Here is a 20,061-nt window from a genome sequence, read left to right on the forward strand (position 1 = left end):
CCCTTCCCGAGCCGGGGTAGTCGGTAGCCATGACACAGACGTCGCTGCACACCCCGGTCGACGTGGTCGATTTCCTGACCGGCCAACATGAACGGATCAAGACGCTCTTCGACGAGACGTTGCGGGCGGCCGGTGCCGAACGCGAGGAGTCGTTCGTCCGGCTGCGCCGGCTGCTGGCAGTGCATGAGACCGCCGAAGAGGAGATCGTGCACCCGCGGGCCGCCCACGAACTCGACAACGGCCGCGAGCTGGTCAACGCGCGGCTGGCCGAGGAGAAACAGGCCAAGACGGCCTTGGGCGAGCTGGAGGACGTCGACGTCGATTCGGAGTTCTTCACCGAGAAGCTGCGGGAACTGCGCGACAACGTCATCGACCATGCCGGCCACGAAGAGCGCGACGAGTTCGCCGGGCTGCGTGCGGAACTCGGTGACACCGAATTGCAGCTGCTGGAGCGGGCGGTCAAGCTCGCCGAGGCGATCGCGCCGACCAGGCCGCACCCCGGAGTCGAGAGCGCGCCGGCCAATGCGTTCGTGGGGCCGTTCGCCTCGATGGTGGACCGGGCCCGCGACGCGATCCTGGGGTACGGCTCATGATCGGGCTCGGTCTGCTGTTGCTGATCATCGGGCTGGTGTTCGACGTGTACGTGCTGTGGGCGATCGGGATCGTGCTGTTGGTGATCGGCGTGGTGTTCTGGGTGCTGGGGGCGGTCGGCCGGCCGGTCGGCGGCAGGCGTTACTGGTACTGATCGCGCTGGCCGGCCGGACCGTCCCGAGTGTCAGACCTGGCCGCCGGCACCCAACGTGCGCTGCATGTCCGGCTTCATCGCGACTAGCTGCGCGTTCCAGTAACCCCAGCTGTGTACCCCGTTGGTGTCGAGGTTGAAGGTCGCGTTGTGCCCGCCCGCGCCGGTGTAGGCGTCCCGAAAAGCGTTGTTGCTCTGCATGACCACCTGCTCGATCACCTGTCCCGGCAGGCTGCCTTCGCCGATCTCCGACGGGGTGCCGTTGCCGCTGTAGACCCACAGCCGGGTATTGGCGCCCGCCAGTCGTCCGGCCTGGACCGTCGGATCGTTGCGCTGCCAACCCGCACTGCCGGTCGGTCCCCACATGTCCTGCGGGTTGAAGCCGCCCTCGTCGTTCATCGCCATGCCGATCAGCATCGGGCCGTTGCCGCTGGACGGGGTCAATAGCGCTGAAAGCGATGCGGCGTAAGCGAATTGCTGCGGATGATAGGCCGCCAGGATCAGCGCCGACGATCCGGACATCGAAACGCCCACCACCGCGTTGCGGGTCGAGCGCACGCCCCGCCCGGCGAGGAAGCCCGGCAGCTCACTGGTCAGAAATGTCTCCCACTTGTAGGTCTGGCCATTGGCCGACCCGTACCAGTCGGTGTAGAAGCTGGAACGTCCGCCGACCGGCGCCACCACCGAGATCCCGGACCCGCTGTACTCGTTGAACGCCGGCGTCTCGATGTCCCAGCCGCTGCGGTCCTCGCGGGCCCGCAGGCCGTCGAGCAGGTAGACCGCCGCCGCGCCGCCGCCCTGGAATTCGACGGTGATGTTGTGGCCCATGCTCGGCGATGGCACCGAGAGGAACTCCGGAGCGGCGGCGCCGGCCGGCGCCGCCGCTCCCAGGCCGATCAGTCCCGGCAGCAACGCCGCCGCCGCGGCGGCGTGGGTGACCTTGCGTCGACGCGTTGTGTTGTTCCACATTTGTTTCTCCCCTTTCGCGCACACCCGAGCCAAGGCCAGCCGGCCGGGTGCGCGAGAGGGGAGAGATCGACACAGGGCCCGTGAGGCTTTGGTTTTTTCATCGCTCGGCATCATGAGACACCGCGGATGGTTGCCCTACCGTCTGAAGACACCGAACCTTCTTGTCTTAACAAAGTGGGGGACCGTTGTCCAGAGCGGGGCGCGAAAGAAAAAATTGAGATTCGCGGTTTGAGCCGGAGCCGCGGTGGGCACCTACACCGACATGTCCGCGCTTGGCTTTCGTTATCGCATCTGGCCTCTGGTGATGGCAGCATCCGCTGCCGGTGCCGCAATCCTTTTCACCCCCGGCGTGCCCGTCGCGAGTGCCCAGCCGTGTCCCGATACCGAGTTGGTGTTCGCTCGCGGAACCGGTGAGCCGCCCGGCGTCGGACCGACCGGACAGGCATTCGTCAACGCGCTGAGCACGCGGCTGGCCCCCAACCCGTTGTCGGTCTACGCGGTCGACTACCCGGCCAACGACCAGTGGGACACCGGCGTCGACGGCATTCGGGACGCGGGTGCGCACGTGGTCTCGCGGGCGACCACCTGTCCCCGCACCAAGATGGTGCTCGGCGGCTATTCGCAGGGCGCCGCGGTGATGGGCTTCGTCACCTCGGCCCAGGTGCCCGACGGCGTCGACCCGGCGACGGTGCCCAAGCCGCTGGATCCCGATATCGCCGAACACGTCGCCGCGGTCGTGCTTTTCGCGATGCCCAACGAGCGGGCGATGAAGTTCCTCAAGGAACCCACGATCGCGATCGGTCCGTCCTACCAGGCCAAGACCTTGCAGGTCTGCGCGCCGGAGGACGCGGTCTGCTCCGAGGGACTGAGCTTCGCCGCGCACGACAGCTACGCCGGCGACGACGCAACGATGATCGAGCAGGGGGCCGACTTCGCCGCTCACCGGCTGCAGAGCCGGCTGGGATAGACCCTGGCCGGCCGTAACCGCCGTCGCCGGCGCTGGCGGCGCGACCAGATCCGGGTCGCCGATCCCGCGGATGTTCGGCGCTCCATCCGGGGCACCGCCATCGGCAACTTCATGGAGTGGTACGACTTCGGCGTCTACGGCTACCTCGCCACCACGATCGCGCGGGTGTTCTACCCGGGTGGCGGCAGCCTGATCGGCGCCTTCGCCACACTGGCCGCGGCGTTCGCGATGCGCCCCCTGGGCGGGCTGGTCTTCGGCCCGCTCGGCGACCGGATCGGGCGCAAACGGGTGCTGGTCGCCACCTTGGTGCTGATGACGCTCGGCACCACCGCCACCGGCCTGCTGCCCGGCTATCGCGCCATCGGTGTGGCGGCGCCCATCCTGCTCGTCGCGACCCGGATGGTGCAGGGCTTCTCGGCGGGCGGCGAGTACGTCGGCGCGATGGTCTATGTCGGCGAGCAGGCCCCGGACAGCAAGCGGGGCATGATGGCCGGATTCCTGCCGCTGAGTTCGCAGGCCGGTTACGTCGTCGCCGGCGCGCTGGTGACCGGACTGCGGACCTGGCTCTCCGATGAGGCCATGCTCAGCTGGGGATGGCGAATCCCGTTGCTGCTCAGCGCCCCACTCGGGCTGGCCGCGCTGTATCTGCGGCTGCGCCTCGACGAGTCACCGGCGTTCCGGCAGTCCGGCGGCGGCTCCGGTGACGACGACTCGGCCGCGGCTCAGCTGCGTCGCACCACCAGACAGTGGCGCCCGCTGGCCCTGTGCGTCGCCTTGGTGCTGACCTACAACATGACCGATTACCTGCTCACCGGGTATCTGCCCAGCTACCTGCAGACTTCCGCGCGGATCCCGTACCCCGGCGGGCTGCTGCTGATCGTGCTGACACTGCTGGCGATGATGGCCACCGTCGTGCCGATGGCGCGATTGTCCGACCACATCGGCGTCAAGCCGGTGCTCTGGTCGGGAACCATCATGCTGGTGGCGCTGTCGGCCCCGGCGTTCATGCTGATCCGCTCCGCCGGCAGTTACCTGGTGGCCTTCGCCGGGGTCGTGCTGATCGGGGCGATGCTGCTCTGCTTCGACGCCACCCTGCCGGCGACGCTGCCGGCACTGTTTCCCACCCGGGTGCGCTACGGGGCGCTGGCCATCGGCTTCAACGTGTCGGTGTCGGCGTTCGGCGGCACCACGCCGCTCGCCGCCGAGGCCCTGGTGTCGCGCACCGGCAATCCGATGGCCCCGGCCTACCTGCTGATCGCGGCCGGTGTGATCGGCGCGCTGGCGCTGGTCTTCACCCCGGAGGTGGCGGGCAGACGACTGCCCGGCTCGGGGCCCGCGGTCGAGAGCGAAGCGCGGGCCCGCGAGCTGGTCGAGGGCCGGGACGGCTAATGGACCCGACGCAGCCCCGGCACGGCGGCGAGGGCCTCGGCCACCGACGACGTCGTCGGAAGCGCGTTGGCGGGGTCGCAGATTCGCAGTAGCCGGGTGACCGCCGGCCCCGGCACCGTCGTGCAGTAGGTCACGGTGTCGGCGCACCGGTCGACGATGTCGCGCAGCGCTGAGAAACCCGCGGTGCCAATGAATTCCAAGTCACTGAGGTCCAGCACCAGCCATTGGCACGACGTCGCGCAGTGGTGCACGTGCTCGGCGAGTTCGCCGGCGTTCGCGGCGTCGAGCTCGCCGTTCACGCTGATCACCGCGCCGGCACGCCCCCAGCGGGTGACGGATCGGGCGGTGTGGCTCTCCCAGGTGTCGGACGTCGGAACGGAATCTATTCGAGGCGCCGGGAACACCGGCTCGGCCACTTTCAGAGCGGACATTTGATCACTCCATCAGTCGAAACTCGTACTGGGGGATCGCGTCGATGCGAGTTACACCTTCACGGACGATATGAGAAACAGGGAGTGGGCCTCCCTGGTCTGCGTGGGTGACGCGTCTTCCGGGTGGCTGTTAACTCAACCTGTCCACGAACCTACGCCGATCCTCGCCACTATGCAACGAATTGGTAACGGTGCTGCGATGAACTCCGGGCGAATTGCCTTGCAGCAAACCGCTTCGAGGACCTTTTCGACGTTTAGAGCCGGAACCCGCGGGTAACAAGCGGTTATGGCGTTTCCGCTGACCACCCGGCGTTCGGTGCTCGTCTGGCACGTGCACGGCTCCTGGATGGACTCGTTCGTCGCCGGCCGGCACCGCTACCTCATTCCGGTCGACGTTCCGCACGATCCCGACGGCCGCGGGCTGTGCGGGCGCGACTGGCCGCGGGCCGTGGAGGTGCCGCTGGCCGAACTGCGCGACCAGGATGTTGACCTGGTGGTGCTGCAGCGCCCGCACGAGCTGGAGTTGGCTGCTCGGCTGCTGGGCCGCCGACCCGGATTCGACGTTCCCGCGGTCTATGTCGAGCACAACACGCCGCGGCCGTTCGTGGTGGAGAGCCTGCATCCGATCGCCGACCGCGACGACATCCCGCTGATCCACGTCACCGACTTCAACCGGCTGATGTGGGACAACGGCCGCGCCCCCACCACGGTCATCGACCATGGGATCGCCGATCCGGGCCACCTGTACACCGGCGACATCGCCGCGGCGGGCGCCATGATCAATGAACCGGTGCGACGGTGGCGCACGGTGGGTGCCGACCTGCTGGGCGGGTTCGGGCAGTCCGCGCCGGTCGACGTCTGGGGGATCGGCACCGAAGAACTCAACGACCCGGCTCATCGCTGCGCCGGCGTCACCGGTCACGGCGACCTGCGAACCGCTCCGCTGATGAAGGAACTGGCGCATCGGCGCGTCTACCTGCACACCGCGCGCTGGACGTCGCTGGGATTGTCGCTGTTGGAGGCCATGTTCCTGGGCATGCCGGTGGTGGCGGTGGCGTCGACCATGGCACCGCTGGTAGTCCCCCCCGAGGCCGGCGTCGTCAGCGCCGACGTGGACACCTTGCGGACGGCGCTGCGCGGGCTGGTCGCCGACCGCTACCTGGCCGAGGTGGTCGGCAAGGCGGCCCGCGACCATGCGCGAGACCATTTCGGGCTCGAGAGATTCCTGCGGGAGTGGGATCGGGTCATCGACGCGCAGTGCACGGCGGGGCCGTGACTACCGGGGGAGGATCGCGATGAGGATCGCAATGGTTTCCGAACATGCCAGCCCGCTCGCCGCACTCGGCGGCGCCGACGCCGGCGGCCAAAACGTCCACGTCGCCGAGTTGTCGGCGGCGCTGGCCCGCCGCGGCCACGACGTCGAGGTCTACACCCGCCGCGACGACCCCGACCTGCCCGAGCGGGTCGACACCGAACAGGGCTACACGGTGGTGCACGTGCCCGCGGGGCCGGCACGGTATGTGCCCAAAGACGAACTCCTGCAGTACATGGGGACGTTCGGGCGTTACCTGGATCAGCAGTGGGACCGCGAACGGCCCGACATCGCGCACGCACACTTCTGGATGTCGGGGATCGCCACCCAACTGGCCGCCAAACGCCGCCGGGTCCCGACCGTCCAGACGTTCCATGCGCTGGGCGTGGTCAAGCAACGGCACCAGGGGCACCGCGACACCAGTCCCGCCGAACGGCTGCGGTTGGAGACCCGGGTCGCGCAGGAGGCGACCTGGGTGACGGCCGGTTGCAGCGACGAGGTGTTCGAGTTGATGCGGCTGGGCCGGGACCGGTTGCGGATCTCGGTGGTGCCCTGCGGTGTCGACGTGGACCGGTTCACGCCGCACGGCCCGACCGCCCCCCGATCGGGGCGGCGCCGCATCGTCGCGGTCGGGCGGTTCGTGCCCCGCAAGGGATTCGACACCGTGATCGAGGCACTGACCACCGTCCCAGCAGCGGAACTGGTGATCGTCGGCGGACCCGAACGGGCCGAACTCGACACCGTCCCGGAGGCCTGCCGGCTGCGGAAGCTGGCCACAGATCTCGGTGTGGCGGAGCGGGTTTCGCTGTACGGCTCGGTTGCCCGCGAAGATATGCCGGCGCTGTTGCGGTCGGCGGACGTGGTGACGTGCACGCCGTGGTACGAACCGTTCGGCATCGTGCCGCTGGAGGCGATGGCCTGCGGGGTGCCGGTGGTGGCGTCGGCGGTGGGCGGCATGCTCGACACCGTCGTCCACGACCTGACGGGCCTGCTGATCCCGCCGAAAGACCCGCGCGCCTGTGCGAACGCGGTGACGGCGATCCTGCGGGATCGGCGCGGCGCGGCGGCGTTCGGCGCCGCCGGCCGCGAACGGGCCCGCTCGAGGTACTCCTGGGAGCGCGTCGCCACCGACACGCTGCGGGTCTATGACCGGCTGCTGCCGGTGCGCGCGCCGGTCCGCACCGCCGCGCGGGCGTCGGGGCAGGGATGACTTCCGACGCTGTTGCCGCCCGCGGCGGATCGGAGGAACATTGGGTGCACTCGACCGGGGGCCTGGGACGGAGCGATGCGATGGCGCTGGCGGACCGCGATGACATGATGCGCGAGGTGGCGGACCTGGTCCGCACGTTGGACCAACGCCCGCACGTCGACGCAGATGCTGCGCTGGACGAGCTGATAACCAGTCTGCTCGGCCATATGCCTTGCGCCCAGCATGCCGGCGTCACCCTCGCGACGTCAGAAGCCGAAGTGCAGACGCTGTCGGCGACGGGCCGGTACCCGGCCGCGCTCGATGACATTCAGCGTCGACTCCGGGAGGGGCCGTGCCTGGCCGCGGCGTGGAAACACCACCTCGTTCGCGTGGACGACATCTGCCGAGAGGAACGCTGGCCGTCGTACTGCCGAGAGGTCGCCGAGACGACACCGATCCGATCCGTCCTGGCGTTCGAGTTGTTCACCGGCCGCGGAAGCACCGGAGCCCTGAACTTTTACGCCGAGAGCGCGAGCGCCTTCGACGACGACGCGGTGGAGTTGGGTCTGACGCTGGCGACTCACGCCGCGCTGGCCTGGCACATGGTGCGCCGCGATGAGCAGTTCCGAAGTGCGCTGGCCTCCCGCGATGTCATCGGCCAGGCCAAGGGCATGCTCATGGAGCGGTTCGACATCGATGCGGTGCGAGCCTTCGAGTTGCTCAAGCGGTTGTCGCAGACCACGAACACCCCGCTTGCCGATGTGGCGCAACAGGTGGTCAGCCGGCAAGGGGCCGGGCAGTGAGTCCATCGGCGGCGGCCGCACGCGGCGAGCTGGCGCGGCTGCGGGCCGACGAACTGCAGCGACGGCGAGATGAATTGGCGGCCGGGTTGACGGTGACTGCATACCACGCCGGGATCGCCCGCCAGCGGGCCGATGCGTCGCGGGCTCGCGCCGGACAGGCGCACCGCGACGCCGCCGCCAGACACCTCGACGCGGTCTCGGCGCATCTGCGGGCCGCCTCGAAGGCCTCGCCTGCTCCTTCTACGATCGCGTTCATCTCGCCCCGTCCGCTCGGAGAACCTCGCGTTCACAAACCCTACTCGCGGATTTTGCGGGGCTGCGGAGGCTACAGCCGATTCTCGGGGCCGACCACCGCCCACACCGTCTTACCGCCGGGGGTGGGGCTGCTGCCCCAGGCGCGGCACAGGGCGCCGACCACGGCCAGCCCGGAGGTCCGGTAGGCGCCACCGGCGCCGGCTTCGCGGCGCATCGCCGGCGATCCGTCGGCGTCCTGGACGGCGATGGTGACCGTGGAGTCGGCGTTTTCCAGCAAGATCACCGGCGGACTTTCGGTATGGCGAAGCACGTTCTCCACCAGCACATCGACGATGACCTTGGCGGTCGGGATCAGCTGTTCCTGCGACCAGTTGGTCAGCCACTCGGCCACGAAGTCGCGGCCGCCGCGCAGGCTGCTCAGCCGGCGCGGCAGCTCGATGCGGACCCGGCGGCGCGGGCGCTTGGCAGCTACGAGCGAGACCAGTGCGCTCTCGACGTCGGCATGCACCGGGACATAGCGAGTCACGCCGGTGCCCGAAATCTGGTCGGCGATCTCCGGCCGGGGGCAGATCAGCAGGATCGGGATGTCGGGCCAGGTACTCACATGCCAACGGGCGCTGGCGAACACCGACCACGCCGAGGGCGCCGGCACGTCCAGACCCCCGACGTCGACCATCACCGCCCGCGGTTCGTCCAGCGCCGCCTTGATCACGCTGTCGCGCAGCTCCAGATAGGTGCTGCTGTCCAGCCTGCCGAGGGCGCGCAGCAGACACGCGCCGGCCACGGTGTCCGAAAACACCGTGAGCTGGCTCGATTTCCTAGTCAGGTCCCGCATCCTGCCTGTGATAGATGGCGGCCAGGCGACTGCCCGGTCGGCCTTTCCAGCAGCACGCCGATCTCGGCGGCCGGCGCTTGGTGATCGACCAGCCCGGCGTCGATCGCATTCTGCGGAATCGCCGGGAACAGCGCGTTGATCGCCGGCCGGTGCCCGTTCTCGGTGGGGCCTTCGGTGAGTACGATCCGGCCGTCGTCGACCAGCAGGTGATGATCGGGCGCGGCGACATAGATGCGGCCGTGCTTCCAGCCGGGCCCCGGTGGCGGCGGTGACCGCCGGCAAGGTGCTGTGGCGATCCAGGATCCGCGACAGCACGCCGGGGCTGCGGCCGGCATGTGCAACACGACCAGAATCGCACAAGGCAGCGTCGCCGGCAGTTCGGCTGTGAAACTGTTCCGCGCCTCGACACCACCGGCCGACGCCCCCACGCCGACGACGTTGCGGGGGCGAGGAGTTTCTGCCATTGCGCTCACCACCTTCAGGTGGCTACCCACTCCGGCGGCGTTGGCAACCTCCGTGCGCGACGGCCGGCGTCGGCTTCTCGCCGCGGCGTCAGTCGACGGTCAGCAGCGTGTGGTCCACCAACGAGACCGAGTCGGGGCTGAAGGCTCCGCTCATGGCCGCCAGGAAGCGGGCGGCCAGGTCGCGCACCTTGACGTTGGTCTCCTGCGAACGCCACACCAGGATGTCGAACGCCCGCTCAGCGGAGATGCCGTAGGCGACCATCAACACGCCCTTGGCCTGCTCGATCACGCTCCGCGACTCGGCGACCTCGGAGACCGCGGCGCTGACGTCGGCCTGCAGCACATCGGTGACGTCAACGTAAAAACCGGCGGTGCCGGTCACGACGCCGGCGTCGTCGACCATGCGGTCACCGACCACGATCACCCAGTGCTCCTGCTCGCGGGTGTCGATGATCCGATGCCGGCTGCTGAACGGCTCGCCCTGCACGACCCGCTCCAGCACCTCGGCGACCTGGGGGCGGTCCTCGGGATGCTTGTGCTGCAGCAACAACTCGGTGCTGGGCTCAACCGTTCCCGGCTCGTAGCCGTGCATCCGCGCCACGGTGTCCGACCACTCCCAGCGCTGCTCGCCGAGCCAGTACCGGAACCGGCCGACTCGTTGCGGCTCGCCGTGGCCCACTACGAGATCGAGGTCACTGTGGACCTCGAGGTCGTCGCCCGACGGCGTCGCAAATTGAGCACTAGTATCCCCGACCACCGCATACCCGCCTTCTCGTACCCACACGCTATGAGCTGATTCCAAGGGCCGGCGGCGAGCCGCGGTCCGGAATCACAGGAAGGATGCAAGGACGTCCTGACCGGCGCTGTCTGCTGAACGCCCGAGCTTGCGTAACTATCCACAATTTCCGCACGCCGCGCAACCGAATCATGATTTGTTTCCCCGTCGACGCTGCCGGGTACCTGCGGGTGACGGGCGCGGTGCTCGTTCCAGCAAAGGGACCCCCGCCCCGATGACACCCGATCGAACTCAACGGAAGGAGTCCGACGTGAAGTTCTCCACGACCGCAGCCAAGACAGCCGCCGGCGCGGCGGGTATCGCCGCGGTGAGCGTCTTCGCCGCGACAACCGCGATGGCCGAACCGGCGATCCAACCGTTCGGCACACCCGAACAGCTCCACGACGGCGCACTGTCGACGTCCTACACGGTCAGCAACCTGGGGCCGGCCAACGTGGTCATCCCCGGCTACCAGCCGGACGGCAAGCTGTACCAGGCCGACGTGACGGCTCGCGCGGACCGGGGGACGGTGACCCCGCTGGTCACCGCCTTCAACGCCAGGGCGGCCAACAGCGACACCTACCGGGTGATCAACACCGTGCCCACGCCGGGCGGTATCAACCCGGGCCCCATCGCCCAGGGCGCGTCGGCCGACGGCAAGATCTACTTCGACGTCACCGGCCCGCCGCCCGACGGCGTGGTCTACAACGACGGCGTCCAGGATGTGATGATCTGGACGAACAAGGCTTGACGCCGACCCGAGATGGGCCCGATCGGCAGGATCGGGCCCATTCGGATGGTGTTCCATGCGTGCGCTGAAGCGTGCTCTGGTCACCGGCGGAGCCGGATTCCTCGGCAGCCGGCTGTGCGCCCTGCTGCTCGCCGAGGGCGCGCAGCGGGTCTGGTGCGTCGATGACCTGTCCACCGCATCGGAAGCCAATCCTGCTGTAGTACAGCAGCTTTCCGGGACTTCCGAGATCGCCCCCGGAATTGGCGGCATGAGCCGTGGCGACGACGCAGGTGCCGGGAGCGCAACGGTATCTACCCGACCGGCGGACGCTGAGCGCACTGCGGGAGGCGGCCGCCGGCTGTCACGGCTGCGAGCTGTATCGCGACGCCACCCAGACCGTGTTCGGCGAGGGCCGCCGCGGCGCACCGTTGATGCTGGTCGGTGAGCAGCCCGGCGACCAGGAGGATCGACAAGGCCATCCGTTCGTCGGTCCGGCCGGACGGTTGCTGGACCGGGCGATCCACGACGCGGGCATCGACCCGGAGCTGGTCTATGCCACCAACGCCGTCAAGCACTTCAAGTTCACCCGCCGGGAAGGCAAACGCCGGATCCACCAGAAGCCCGGCCGGACCGAGGTGGTGGCGTGCCGGCCGTGGCTGATCGCCGAGATCGACGCGGTGCGCCCGCAACTGGTGGTCTGCTTGGGCGCCACCGCCGCGCAGTCGCTGCTGGGCGCGGCATTCCGGGTCTCCACCGGACGCGGCGAGTTGCTGAACCCGCCGACCGGTGCCCAGTGCCGGCCGCCGGTGCTGGCGACCGTGCATCCCTCGGCGGTGCTGCGGGATCGCAGTGACCGGCGCGACGAGGCCTACCGGGCGTTCGTCGACGACTTGCGCGTGGCCGCCACCGCGGTGACCGGCGAGCACCGCTTGTACGACGGCGCTGTTTGACAACGAGGGTGACGGGTAACCGTGTGCGGATAGAAGGGACTCTCAATGAAGAAGTCAAGCCGCCGATTTGGTGATCGGGGGTGAATCGGGTTGCCAGGTGCGGTTGTCACGGATGAGTGCGTAGAGGACGTTGGTGCGGCGCCGCGCCAGGCAGATGGTGGCGGGGATCGGCCGTTTTCCTTCGTCTCGTTTGCGCTGGTAGTAGGCCTTGGAACCGGGGTCGCAGCGGATGGCGGTGAGTGCGGACATGTACATGACGCGGCGCAGTCGTCGGCTGTAGCGCTTGGGGGTGTGCAGTCGTCCGGTGCGCTTTCCGGAATCTTTGGATACCGGCGCCAGCCCGGCCCAAGCGGCGAGTTGGTCGGCAGAGCCGATCAGGGCAGGATCGCCGACGGCGGCGAGGAGTTCCGCACCGAGACGGAAACCCATGCCGGGCATGCTGGTGATCACTGCGGCGGCGGGATGGCGGCGAAATCGGTCCTCGATGTCGGCATCGGTGGATTTGATGCGGTCATCGAGGGCAACCACCTCCCCGGCCAACTCGGCAACGAGTCCGGCAGCGACATCTTCGCCGGGCAGGCGCACCGTCTGGGATTTGGCGGCCGCCACCGCCGCGGCGGCGATCGTGGCCGCGTTGCGCACACCGGCATCGCCGAGCATCTTCGTCAGACGCGAAACACCACTTTGGCGAATGGCTTTCGGTCGCTGATACCGCGTCAGCAGTACCACCCAGCCGCGGTCCTGGGTCAGCTGCGCGGCCCGTTCCAACGCTGGGCAGACCGCGATGAGTTGTTGGCGCAGCCGGTTGATCGTGCGGGTACGGTCAGCGACCAGGTCCGCGCGATGGGCGGTCAGCATCTGCAGCTCGGTGATCAAGACATCATCGGGATGCAGCACAGGCAGATCGGTACCCCGCATGCGCGACTGGTCGGCGATCACCCGGGCATCTTTGGCGTCGGTTTTGCCCTCGCCACCGCGGTACACCGCCGAGGCCTGCCATACCGCACGGCCGGCCAGATACCGGACCGGTTTACCGGCGTCGGCCAGCACCGTCAACAACAGAGCGGCATACACGGTGGTCAAGTCGACCGTCCACGACACCTCGTCAGCCAGTTGCTCAATCTCGGCTACGAGTTCACGGATCGGTTGCTCATCGTTGACCAGTCGGCGCGAGAGCATCACCGCGCCGTTGTCATCGACCACGCACACCCAGTGATGTTCCTTACCGACATCCACTCCAGCCCACACCTGGCTCGCTGCCATCGCACCTCTTTTCGCTTGTCTGCCAACACGGTCCCCACGGACAACCCCGCCAGCATTTCCTTAAACAAGCGATCACATCGCAGATCTCAATCAGCGGCCAGAGAAGTCCAAGCAGGTCGGGCGGCCAGTCCCTTCAAGCCGCACCACCAAGGCCGGCTAGCGCCATGCAGCCTCACCCGACCCACCCGGGTCACAGCACAACGTAACAACACGAAGTAACTGCAACTACGAACTTAAGGAGCGCACCATGCCGAAGACCGCGGACTTCATCATCGACCGGTTACGCCAGTGGGGAGTGCACCGGATCTTCGGTTATCCCGGTGACGGCATCCTCTCCATGCTCGGCGCACTGGACCGGGCCGACGGCGATCCGGAGCTGATCCAGCCCCGGCACGAGGAGATGGGCGCCTTCATGGCGACCGGGCACGCCAAGTTCACCGGCGAGCTCGCCTGTTGCCTGGCCACCTCCGGCGGCGGGGCGATCCACCTGCTCAACGGGCTCTACGACGCCAAACTCGACCACCAGCCGGTGGTCGCCATCGTCGGCCAGCAGAAGCGGATGTCGCTGGGCGCGGCTTTCCAGCAGGAGATCGACCCGATGTCGCTGTACAAGGACGTCTCGTCGGACTTCATCCAAACCTGCATGGCGCCGGTACAGGCACGCCACCTGGTCGACCGGGCGTGCAAGGTGGCGCTGACGAATCGCACGGTGGCCACCATCATCCTGCCCGAGGACGTCGCCGAAGAGGACGCGGTGCCGTCGCCGCCACGGATGCACGGGGCGGTGTTCAGCAGCGTGGGTTGGTCCCGGTCGCGGATGCTCCCGACGCAACCGGAACTGCAGAAGGCCGCCGACATCCTCAACGACGCCGAGAAGGTGGCGATTCTGATCGGCGCCGGCGCCGCCGACGCGTCTGATGAGGTGGTGCAGGTCGCCGAGTTGCTCGGCGCCGGGGTGGCCAAGACCTCCCTGGGCCGGGCGTCGCTGCCCGACGATCTGCCGTATGTCACCGGCCCGATCGGGCTGCTCGGCTCCACGGCCAGCGAAGCGATGATGTCCGGCGCCGACACGCTGTTCATGATCGGGTCGAGCTTCCCCTACTCCGAATGGCTGCCCAAAGAAGGGCAGTGCCGGGGAGTGGAGATCAACCACGACGGCCGGATGATCGGCGTCCGGTATCCGATGGACGCCAATCTGATCGGCGACTCCAAAGACACCCTGCAAGAGCTGATTCCATTGCTCAAACGCAAAGAGGACCGGTCCTGGCGCAAAAAAATCGAAAGCGAAGTGCAGGAATGGTGGCGGGTGCTCGACAAGCGGGCCCACGACAAGGCCGACCCGCTCAACCCTGAGCTGGTGGTGCACGAGCTGTCCAAGCGGCTGCCTGACAACGCCGTCATCACCACCGATGCCGGCTCGGTGGCGAACTGGTGGGCGCGGCACCTGCGGCTGCGGCCGGGCATGGCCGCCTCACTGGCCGGCAACCTCGCCACCATGGGCCCGGGCACGCCGTATGCGATCGCCGCCAAGCTGGCGCACCCGGGCCGACCGGTGATCGCCCTGGTGGGCGACGGCGTGTTCCAGATGAACGGCATGGCCGAGATGATCACCGTCAAGCGGTACAAGGATCGGTTGTCCAAGGGTCCGTTGATTTTTTGCGTGTTCAACAACCAGGACCTCAACCAGGTCACCTTCGAACAGCGGGCGATGGGCGGAGAACCGAAATTCGAGGGAACGCAATACATTCCGGATGTGCCATATGCGGAGTTCGCCAAGCTGCTCGGGCTGACCGGTATCCGCTGCGATGACCCGAAGAACATCGGCCATGCCTGGGATCAGGCGCTGGCGGCGCCGGGCCCGGTGGTGCTGGAAGTGGTCGTGGATCCCGACGTCGCACCGGTTCCGCCGCAGCTCCGGATGGACATCGCGAAGAACACCGCCAAGGCGATGATCAAGGATCCGGACCGGGTCAGTGTCGCCACCAAGGGCGCCAAGCAGAAGATGCACGAGTTCACCGAGTCGGCCAAGCAGGCGGTGCGCGACCTGCGCGACAAGGACGATTGAGTGAGCCTGCTCGGTACGCCGACGACGCCGCCTAGGGATCCGGAGGGGTCGGCACGGTGTGCGATGCCCCATTACGGGAGTGACCAATGGCGTTTGTCGGCGGCTGCAGCCGGGTAAACCGGCTAGGTGAACCCCACCATCGCCACGTACGCCACCCGACCTGAGCTAGTGACCCCGGCCGGCGTCTATGCGCCGCAGCAGGATTCGCACCTACTGGTCGACGTCATGGAGTCATCGGGGCTGGCCCGCCGGCGCCGGGTACTCGACCTGTGTACCGGGTCCGGTGTGGTGGCGATCGCGGCGGCCGAACTGGGCGCGGGTAGCGTCACCGCATTCGACATCTGCCCCCGCGCGGTCCGGTGCGCCCGGGACAACGCGGGCGCGGCCGGGGTCGACATCGAGATCCGGCACGGGCCGTGGGCCGGCGCATTGAGCTGCGAGCCGTTCGACCTGATCGTGTCGAATCCGCCGTATGTGCCCAGCCCGCGCCACAGCGGGCCGGTCCCGGTGGCGGGCGGGCCGGAGTGGTCGTGGAACGGTGGCGTCGACGGCCGGATCGTTCTCGATCCACTGTGCCGCACGGCGGCCACGCTGTTGCGCAGCGGTGGATCGATGTTGCTGGTTCAGTCGGCGCTGGCCGATGCCGCCAGGTCGCTGAAAGCGTTGCGGGACAGCGGACTGGCGGCGGACATCGCGGCTACGCGGTGGATTCCGTTCGGCCCGGTGCTGTCCGCTCGTGCCGACTGGCTGGAGCGAACCGGCCGGCTGCCCCGCGGCTGCCGCGAGGAGCAGCTGGTCGTGATACGGGCGGACAAGCCGTGAGCGAGCCGCAGCCCCACCTGGTACAGCCGGTGCGCAATGGCCCGGTGCTGGTCGCCGGGCCGGTCCGCATCGAAACCCCCGACGGCGTCGTCGAGTCCGACCGGTTCATGGTCGCGATCTGCGCCTGCGGGCGCAGCCGCAGCTATCCGCTGTGCGACACCAGCCATCGGCGGCGCGACCCGTCATCCCGCCACGCTGACGGCGACGCGGCCGACGCCGAGTAGGTCGACCGAGGTTGCACTACGGCTCGGTGTCGTAGTCGTCGTGGGGAAGCGGAACGCTGATCGCCTGGTCGATCACGTCGGCCGGGTTGGCGTCCTTCTCGTCGATGTTCTCGAGCCGGGCCGGGTCCAGCCCGTCGTCCTCCTCGCCGGCGTCGGCGGCCAGCCACTGTTCGGCGCGGTCCGCCTCCGGGAGGCCCTCGCTCGGCGACAGTCCTTCAGCGTCGATCATCATGACCCCTTTCGGTTCCGCGCTTGCGCGCTCCGGCCTGCCAGCTCCGCCCGCTGCGCGACGAGCAGGGCATAGTCCGACTTCAGTTGGTCGTTATCCGATCTCAGTCGATTGTTGTCCGACTTCAGCCTGGTGTTGTCCGATTCCAGTCGGACGTTTCGGGCTTCCAGGCCCAGGATCTCCCCGATGCCGGCCACGTTGACCCCCACACCGGCCAGCTCGACGATGCGCCGCAGCCGTGCCAGGTCGTCGTCGCTGTAACGGCGGGTGCCGCCCGCGGTGCGCGCCGGGGTGAGCAGGCCGCGCCGCTCGTAGAGCCGCAACGTCTGCGGACCGATGCCGGACAACTCTGCAGCCACGGAGATGCTGTATACCCCGAGTCCGGATCGGGCATTCATGTTCTCGGTCAAGGCGCGTCGCTTCCGTTCGTCGGAGATCCTCTTGCACGAACCTACCATCGGTGCTATATAAAAATCTATGTCAGCGGACATAGATGATCTGCTGCAGATTGAGGAGGTGGAGATGATGTTGATGCGTACCGACCCGTTTCGCGATCTCGACCGCTGGACCCAGCAGGTCCTGGGCACCGCGGCGCGGCCGGCGGTCATGCCGATGGATGCCTGGCGCGACGGCGATCAGTTCATCGTCGAGTTCGACCTGCCGGGGATGAAGGAAGACTCGCTGGGCCTCGATGTCGAACGCAACGTGCTGACGGTGCACGCCGAACGGCCCGGCCTGGATCAGAGTCGCGAGATGGTGTCGGCGGAACGGCCCCGCGGGGTGTTCAGCCGACAGCTTTTCCTGGGCGACAACCTCGACGCCGAGCAGATCCAGGCCAGCTACCAGGACGGGGTGCTTCGAGTGACCATTCCGGTCGCGGAGAAGGCAAAGCCGCGCCGGATCAAGGTCGCCAGCGGACACGGCGAGCGGGCCATCAACGGCTGATTGCGAGGGGCCGGGAGGCGGCCTGCATGGTGAAGGAGGTGAGCAGCATGACCACCGACACATTGCCCGCGGAGGTGCTGGACGAGGCGGACCGCATCGTGCGCGCCGAATGGCTGCGCCTGCTGACCGCGGCGATCCCCGAGCGCTGGCACGCGGTGCGCACCGAAACGCCCGCCGCCCGGCCCCGACCCCCCAAGCTCGCCATTCGTTGCGCCACACCCGAGCGGCGTGGCGCGCCGCCACCGGGAAGCCCTCGGAACCGGTCGGACACGCGGCGGCGCAGCCGGCGAGTGTGGCCGACGCAACGGTCGCCTCCGGGAGGCCTCCGAGGTCCCGATGTTGTCCGCCGCGTGATGACGGGAGGTGATGGCCCGACGCGATGAGCACCGCGAGGTTCGGCGTGGCCCCGCTGCCCACCCTGCTCTCCCGGGCAGCGGGCCCGCCGGCCCGCAGCAGGAAAGTACGTCTTGGAGTTGGTGAGCGACCGTGGTGATGAGCGACAGCCCCGATCCCTACGACATTCTGGGAGTGCCGCATTCGGCTACCCAGGCACAGATCAGCCATGCATTCCGCACCAAGGTGCGCACCCTGCACCCCGACACCGGCTATCCGGGTTCGTCACCACCCGATGATGCGGCCGCACGGCTGCGGCAGCTGCTGTGCGCATATGACGCATTGCGTCAGGGCGGCCACCACGACGCGGGGGCCGGTCCGGTGACGATCCCCGTCAGCCACCGTCGGCGGCCGCCGTCATCGCAGGATTATCTGCGGGCAGGCCCGGTGCGCCGGCACCGCTGACCGTGAGCTCGACCGGCTCGTCGAATTCCCGGCACGCAGTTCAGCGTCCTTGGGTACCAACCCGGACATCGGCTTCTGGCCGCACCCCGCCCCCGGTGTCAATGTGGATGTGCTCGAAGCCGATCAGATCGAACAACCGGCGCACCGTCGGCCGACTGCTGTGCAGCACCGCCACCCGGTCATGGGCGGCGCAGCAACGGTCGAGCAGCAGCAGCTGCCGGTGGCCCACGAAGTCCAGCTCCCGGGCGTCGATCTCCAGGGTGGCCTGTGACAGCAACGGCAGGATGCGGTGCAAGGTGGCGGCGAACAGCACCTCACTGGCGGCATCGAGATGCCCGGCCAGTGCGATCGCGTTGCGCCGGGCGGGCTGGCTGTACAGCTGGAACGGGCTGGAAGCCGGCCCGGCCGCCGCGTGCAGACACAGCAACCCCGCCGCCGCCTCGCCCAGCTCGGCGATGTTGTACCCGCACAGCGCCGCGACGGGCAGCGTCGAGATTCGCCGGTCCCCGAGGAACTCCAGTGCTGCCTGCGCCTCACGCTGCTCCGGTGTGCGGGCCACCGGCGTCACATCGATCACGACGCGCAGACCGCTGTAGCCGTCGGCGACCGCTGCGATCGCGGCGGCCGCATAACGTTCGGCCATGCCCGCTGCGTCCACGACCTCGCCGCCCGCCCGAAACACGAAGTGCTCCGGCACGGTTTTGACGTCCACCCCGTCGGCGGCGGCGCCGAGCCCAGCCGCGGCGAGGGCAGCTCGAATCCTGGTGGGCTCGTCGTCGCCGACGTAGCCGACCCGCTGGCCCAGATTCAGGCCGATTGCCAGGTATTCTGTTGCACGGCAGATGAATTCGTCGTGGTCGCGGTACTGCCAGCCGATGTGGCCGAATTCCCCCGATGGGTCGGCCCGGCGGGTGGCTGTCATGCTGACTCCCTCATCCGCAAGTGCGCCTGCACCGTGGTCCCGGATGCTGCGGTGTGGATTCGCACCAGGTCCGCGGTGGCGTTGACCACGAACAATCCGAACCCTTGCTGGTCGTCGTAAGTGATCGGCCGTCGGCCGGCCATCGGGTCCGCCAGCTGGCCGGAGTCGCGTACCTGGCAGACCAATTGGCCGGCTGACTCCCAGATCAGCAGGGTGCACGGGCCGCGCCCGTGCTGCAGGCTGTTGGAGGCCAGTTCGTTGACGATCAGTTGCAGGTCGGCGATGTCGGCATCGGAGAACCCGAACCAGCGGGCGTACTTGGCGGCGAACGCCCGGGCGGAGGCCAGGTCGGTGAGTTCGTTCAGGGTGCAGCTCGCCGCGGTCGGGCTGCTCGGCAACGGCTCGTTGTAGCGTGCCCAGGCCGCCTCCGGGGCGAAGGCAGCACTGTTGTGCTCCGGATGCCCGGCACCGTCCAGGCGCGGATGGGTGATCTCGGCGTCGACCAGGATGTCGGAGTTCAGATTCGTTGCGTCATACGGGCAAAGAACCGTGACCTCCCGGCCGGTGAACGCCCGGTTGATCAGGGCTTCATGTTGGACGCAGGCCGGATACTCCTGGTCGGATCGGCCCTGCCAGACCGGTTCGCCGACCATTCGCACCGGTCCGGTGGGATGTTCGGCGGCAAACGCGCCGAACACGCCGCCGAGGATGTGACCGGGATTGCGTCCGACCCGGCTCATATCCGCCATCGTCACGGAATCGGCCGTCCCCTCGGGAAGGGCGTCTCGCAGCAGCGAGAGATTGGGTTCGGGCACCGCCACCAGGATGGGGATCCGGGCCGCGGCGCTGTCGGCGAGGAACGGCACCAAGTGCTCTACGTAGTCCCTCGGCGATCGGTAGAACAGCGCGATATGACTGAAGGAGCCGTGGTCGGCAGCGGCAGCCATCGCATGTGCCCCCGTCATCGAGCGGGCCGCAAGAA

The 20,061-nt window shown here is 68.4% G+C and carries 25 protein-coding genes; 15 read left to right on the top strand and 10 right to left on the bottom strand.

Features of this window, described 5'->3' with window-relative positions; translation table 11 throughout:
- Nucleotides 1–29 precede the first annotated feature (29 nt).
- A complete protein-coding gene (locus G6N19_RS14800; RefSeq protein ID WP_193465209.1) occupies nucleotides 30–593 on the top strand; it encodes a hemerythrin domain-containing protein in 564 nt (187 codons plus the stop codon).
- Entirely contained in the window at nucleotides 590–745 is a 156-nt protein-coding gene (locus G6N19_RS14805) for a hypothetical protein (RefSeq protein WP_013830014.1), read from the top strand. Before G6N19_RS14800 ends, G6N19_RS14805 begins: the two co-directional genes overlap by 4 nt.
- Before the next feature lie 30 nt (nucleotides 746–775).
- Here G6N19_RS14805 and G6N19_RS14810 read toward each other — a convergent pair whose 3' ends face one another.
- Complete coding sequence (locus tag G6N19_RS14810) at nucleotides 776–1,711, bottom strand: esterase family protein (protein ID WP_193465210.1); 936 nt, start codon at nucleotides 1,709–1,711, stop codon at nucleotides 776–778.
- A 304-nt stretch (nucleotides 1,712–2,015) separates the two neighbouring features.
- Here G6N19_RS14810 and G6N19_RS14815 point away from each other — a divergent pair, with 304 nt between their 5' ends.
- Both G6N19_RS14815 and G6N19_RS14820 read left to right on the top strand, forming a co-directional pair.
- Nucleotides 2,016–2,678: a cutinase family protein gene (locus G6N19_RS14815; protein WP_193465211.1), complete on the top strand. Its 663-nt coding sequence runs from the start codon at nucleotides 2,016–2,018 to the stop codon at nucleotides 2,676–2,678.
- A gap of 111 nt (nucleotides 2,679–2,789) precedes the next feature.
- Nucleotides 2,790–4,067, top strand: coding sequence for an MFS transporter (locus G6N19_RS14820; protein ID WP_232062400.1), 1,278 nt, complete (start codon nucleotides 2,790–2,792; stop codon nucleotides 4,065–4,067).
- Here G6N19_RS14820 and G6N19_RS14825 read toward each other — a convergent pair.
- Nucleotides 4,064–4,498: an STAS domain-containing protein gene (locus tag G6N19_RS14825; protein ID WP_193465212.1), complete on the bottom strand. Its 435-nt coding sequence runs from the start codon at nucleotides 4,496–4,498 to the stop codon at nucleotides 4,064–4,066. The genes G6N19_RS14820 and G6N19_RS14825 overlap by 4 nt on opposite strands.
- 286 nt (nucleotides 4,499–4,784) lie before the next feature.
- Between G6N19_RS14825 and G6N19_RS14830 the strand changes: the two genes are divergently transcribed.
- The 3 genes from G6N19_RS14830 to G6N19_RS14840 all read left to right on the top strand — a co-directional run bounded on the left by G6N19_RS14830 (nucleotide 4,785) and on the right by G6N19_RS14840 (nucleotide 7,802).
- Entirely contained in the window at nucleotides 4,785–5,774 is a 990-nt protein-coding gene (locus G6N19_RS14830) for a glycosyltransferase (RefSeq protein WP_193465213.1), read from the top strand.
- 19 nt (nucleotides 5,775–5,793) lie between these two features.
- Nucleotides 5,794–7,020 (top strand): glycosyltransferase, encoded by a 1,227-nt coding sequence (locus G6N19_RS14835; RefSeq protein WP_193465214.1) that lies wholly within the window; start codon nucleotides 5,794–5,796, stop codon nucleotides 7,018–7,020.
- 80 nt (nucleotides 7,021–7,100) lie between these two features.
- Nucleotides 7,101–7,802, top strand: a complete 702-nt coding sequence (locus tag G6N19_RS14840) for a GAF and ANTAR domain-containing protein (RefSeq protein ID WP_193465215.1) — start codon at nucleotides 7,101–7,103, stop codon at nucleotides 7,800–7,802.
- A 325-nt stretch (nucleotides 7,803–8,127) separates the two neighbouring features.
- Here G6N19_RS14840 and G6N19_RS14845 read toward each other — a convergent pair whose 3' ends face one another.
- The 3 genes from G6N19_RS14845 to G6N19_RS14855 all read right to left on the bottom strand — a co-directional run bounded on the left by G6N19_RS14845 (nucleotide 8,128) and on the right by G6N19_RS14855 (nucleotide 10,113).
- Nucleotides 8,128–8,892 (bottom strand): STAS domain-containing protein, encoded by a 765-nt coding sequence (locus G6N19_RS14845; RefSeq protein WP_232062401.1) that lies wholly within the window; start codon nucleotides 8,890–8,892, stop codon nucleotides 8,128–8,130.
- The gene (locus G6N19_RS14850) at nucleotides 8,880–9,356 is read right to left on the bottom strand and encodes a chemotaxis protein CheB (protein WP_193465216.1); all 477 of its coding nucleotides are present in this window, start codon (nucleotides 9,354–9,356) and stop codon (nucleotides 8,880–8,882) included. The genes G6N19_RS14845 and G6N19_RS14850 overlap by 13 nt, the downstream gene beginning before the upstream one ends.
- 88 nt (nucleotides 9,357–9,444) lie before the next feature.
- Complete coding sequence (locus tag G6N19_RS14855; RefSeq protein WP_041318489.1) at nucleotides 9,445–10,113, bottom strand: PAS and ANTAR domain-containing protein; 669 nt, start codon at nucleotides 10,111–10,113, stop codon at nucleotides 9,445–9,447.
- Between the two features lie 289 nt (nucleotides 10,114–10,402).
- Between G6N19_RS14855 and G6N19_RS14860 the strand changes: the two genes are divergently transcribed.
- From G6N19_RS14860 to G6N19_RS14870, 3 genes are read left to right on the top strand one after another with little or no spacing between them, the layout of a single operon-like run.
- Entirely contained in the window at nucleotides 10,403–10,882 is a 480-nt protein-coding gene (locus tag G6N19_RS14860) for an MPT63 family protein (protein WP_193465217.1), read from the top strand.
- A 55-nt stretch (nucleotides 10,883–10,937) separates the two neighbouring features.
- Nucleotides 10,938–11,306: an NAD-dependent epimerase/dehydratase family protein gene (locus tag G6N19_RS21815; protein ID WP_408632439.1), complete on the top strand. Its 369-nt coding sequence runs from the start codon at nucleotides 10,938–10,940 to the stop codon at nucleotides 11,304–11,306.
- The gene (locus tag G6N19_RS14870) at nucleotides 11,191–11,811 is read left to right on the top strand and encodes a UdgX family uracil-DNA binding protein (RefSeq protein ID WP_408632505.1); all 621 of its coding nucleotides are present in this window, start codon (nucleotides 11,191–11,193) and stop codon (nucleotides 11,809–11,811) included. Before G6N19_RS21815 ends, G6N19_RS14870 begins: the two co-directional genes overlap by 116 nt.
- A gap of 54 nt (nucleotides 11,812–11,865) precedes the next feature.
- Here G6N19_RS14870 and G6N19_RS14875 read toward each other — a convergent pair whose 3' ends face one another.
- Nucleotides 11,866–13,074 carry an IS110 family RNA-guided transposase gene (locus G6N19_RS14875; RefSeq protein WP_232062402.1) on the bottom strand — a complete coding sequence of 403 codons (1,209 nt, stop codon included), beginning with the start codon at nucleotides 13,072–13,074 and terminating at the stop codon, nucleotides 11,866–11,868.
- 247 nt (nucleotides 13,075–13,321) lie between these two features.
- Here G6N19_RS14875 and G6N19_RS14880 point away from each other — a divergent pair, with 247 nt between their 5' ends.
- The 3 genes from G6N19_RS14880 to G6N19_RS14890 all read left to right on the top strand — a co-directional run bounded on the left by G6N19_RS14880 (nucleotide 13,322) and on the right by G6N19_RS14890 (nucleotide 16,185).
- Complete coding sequence (locus G6N19_RS14880; protein ID WP_013830001.1) at nucleotides 13,322–15,139, top strand: thiamine pyrophosphate-requiring protein; 1,818 nt, start codon at nucleotides 13,322–13,324, stop codon at nucleotides 15,137–15,139.
- 138 nt (nucleotides 15,140–15,277) lie between these two features.
- A complete protein-coding gene (locus G6N19_RS14885) occupies nucleotides 15,278–15,961 on the top strand; it encodes a HemK2/MTQ2 family protein methyltransferase (protein WP_049793043.1) in 684 nt (227 codons plus the stop codon).
- Entirely contained in the window at nucleotides 15,958–16,185 is a 228-nt protein-coding gene (locus G6N19_RS14890; protein WP_013829999.1) for a CDGSH iron-sulfur domain-containing protein, read from the top strand. The genes G6N19_RS14885 and G6N19_RS14890 overlap by 4 nt, the downstream gene beginning before the upstream one ends.
- A gap of 16 nt (nucleotides 16,186–16,201) precedes the next feature.
- On the opposite strand, the gene G6N19_RS14895 is transcribed toward G6N19_RS14890, so the two are convergent.
- Entirely contained in the window at nucleotides 16,202–16,414 is a 213-nt protein-coding gene (locus G6N19_RS14895; RefSeq protein WP_158019491.1) for a hypothetical protein, read from the bottom strand.
- Nucleotides 16,414–16,812 carry a MerR family transcriptional regulator gene (locus G6N19_RS14900; protein ID WP_081465671.1) on the bottom strand — a complete coding sequence of 133 codons (399 nt, stop codon included), beginning with the start codon at nucleotides 16,810–16,812 and terminating at the stop codon, nucleotides 16,414–16,416. Before G6N19_RS14900 ends, G6N19_RS14895 begins: the two co-directional genes overlap by 1 nt.
- A gap of 124 nt (nucleotides 16,813–16,936) precedes the next feature.
- Here G6N19_RS14900 and G6N19_RS14905 point away from each other — a divergent pair, with 124 nt between their 5' ends.
- Nucleotides 16,937–17,359: an Hsp20/alpha crystallin family protein gene (locus G6N19_RS14905; protein ID WP_041320097.1), complete on the top strand. Its 423-nt coding sequence runs from the start codon at nucleotides 16,937–16,939 to the stop codon at nucleotides 17,357–17,359.
- Nucleotides 17,360–17,851: 492 nt separating this feature from the next.
- Entirely contained in the window at nucleotides 17,852–18,157 is a 306-nt protein-coding gene (locus G6N19_RS14910; protein ID WP_041318483.1) for a J domain-containing protein, read from the top strand.
- A gap of 40 nt (nucleotides 18,158–18,197) precedes the next feature.
- On the opposite strand, the gene G6N19_RS14915 is transcribed toward G6N19_RS14910, so the two are convergent.
- Nucleotides 18,198–19,079 carry an MEDS domain-containing protein gene (locus tag G6N19_RS14915; RefSeq protein WP_013829994.1) on the bottom strand — a complete coding sequence of 294 codons (882 nt, stop codon included), beginning with the start codon at nucleotides 19,077–19,079 and terminating at the stop codon, nucleotides 18,198–18,200.
- The gene (locus G6N19_RS14920; protein WP_013829993.1) at nucleotides 19,076–20,026 is read right to left on the bottom strand and encodes a sensor histidine kinase; all 951 of its coding nucleotides are present in this window, start codon (nucleotides 20,024–20,026) and stop codon (nucleotides 19,076–19,078) included. The genes G6N19_RS14915 and G6N19_RS14920 overlap by 4 nt, the downstream gene beginning before the upstream one ends.
- Between the last annotated feature and the right edge of the window lie 35 nt (nucleotides 20,027–20,061).

The sequence above is a fragment of the Mycobacterium novum genome (assembly GCF_010726505.1).
GTDB lineage: Bacteria > Actinomycetota > Actinomycetes > Mycobacteriales > Mycobacteriaceae > Mycobacterium > Mycobacterium algericum.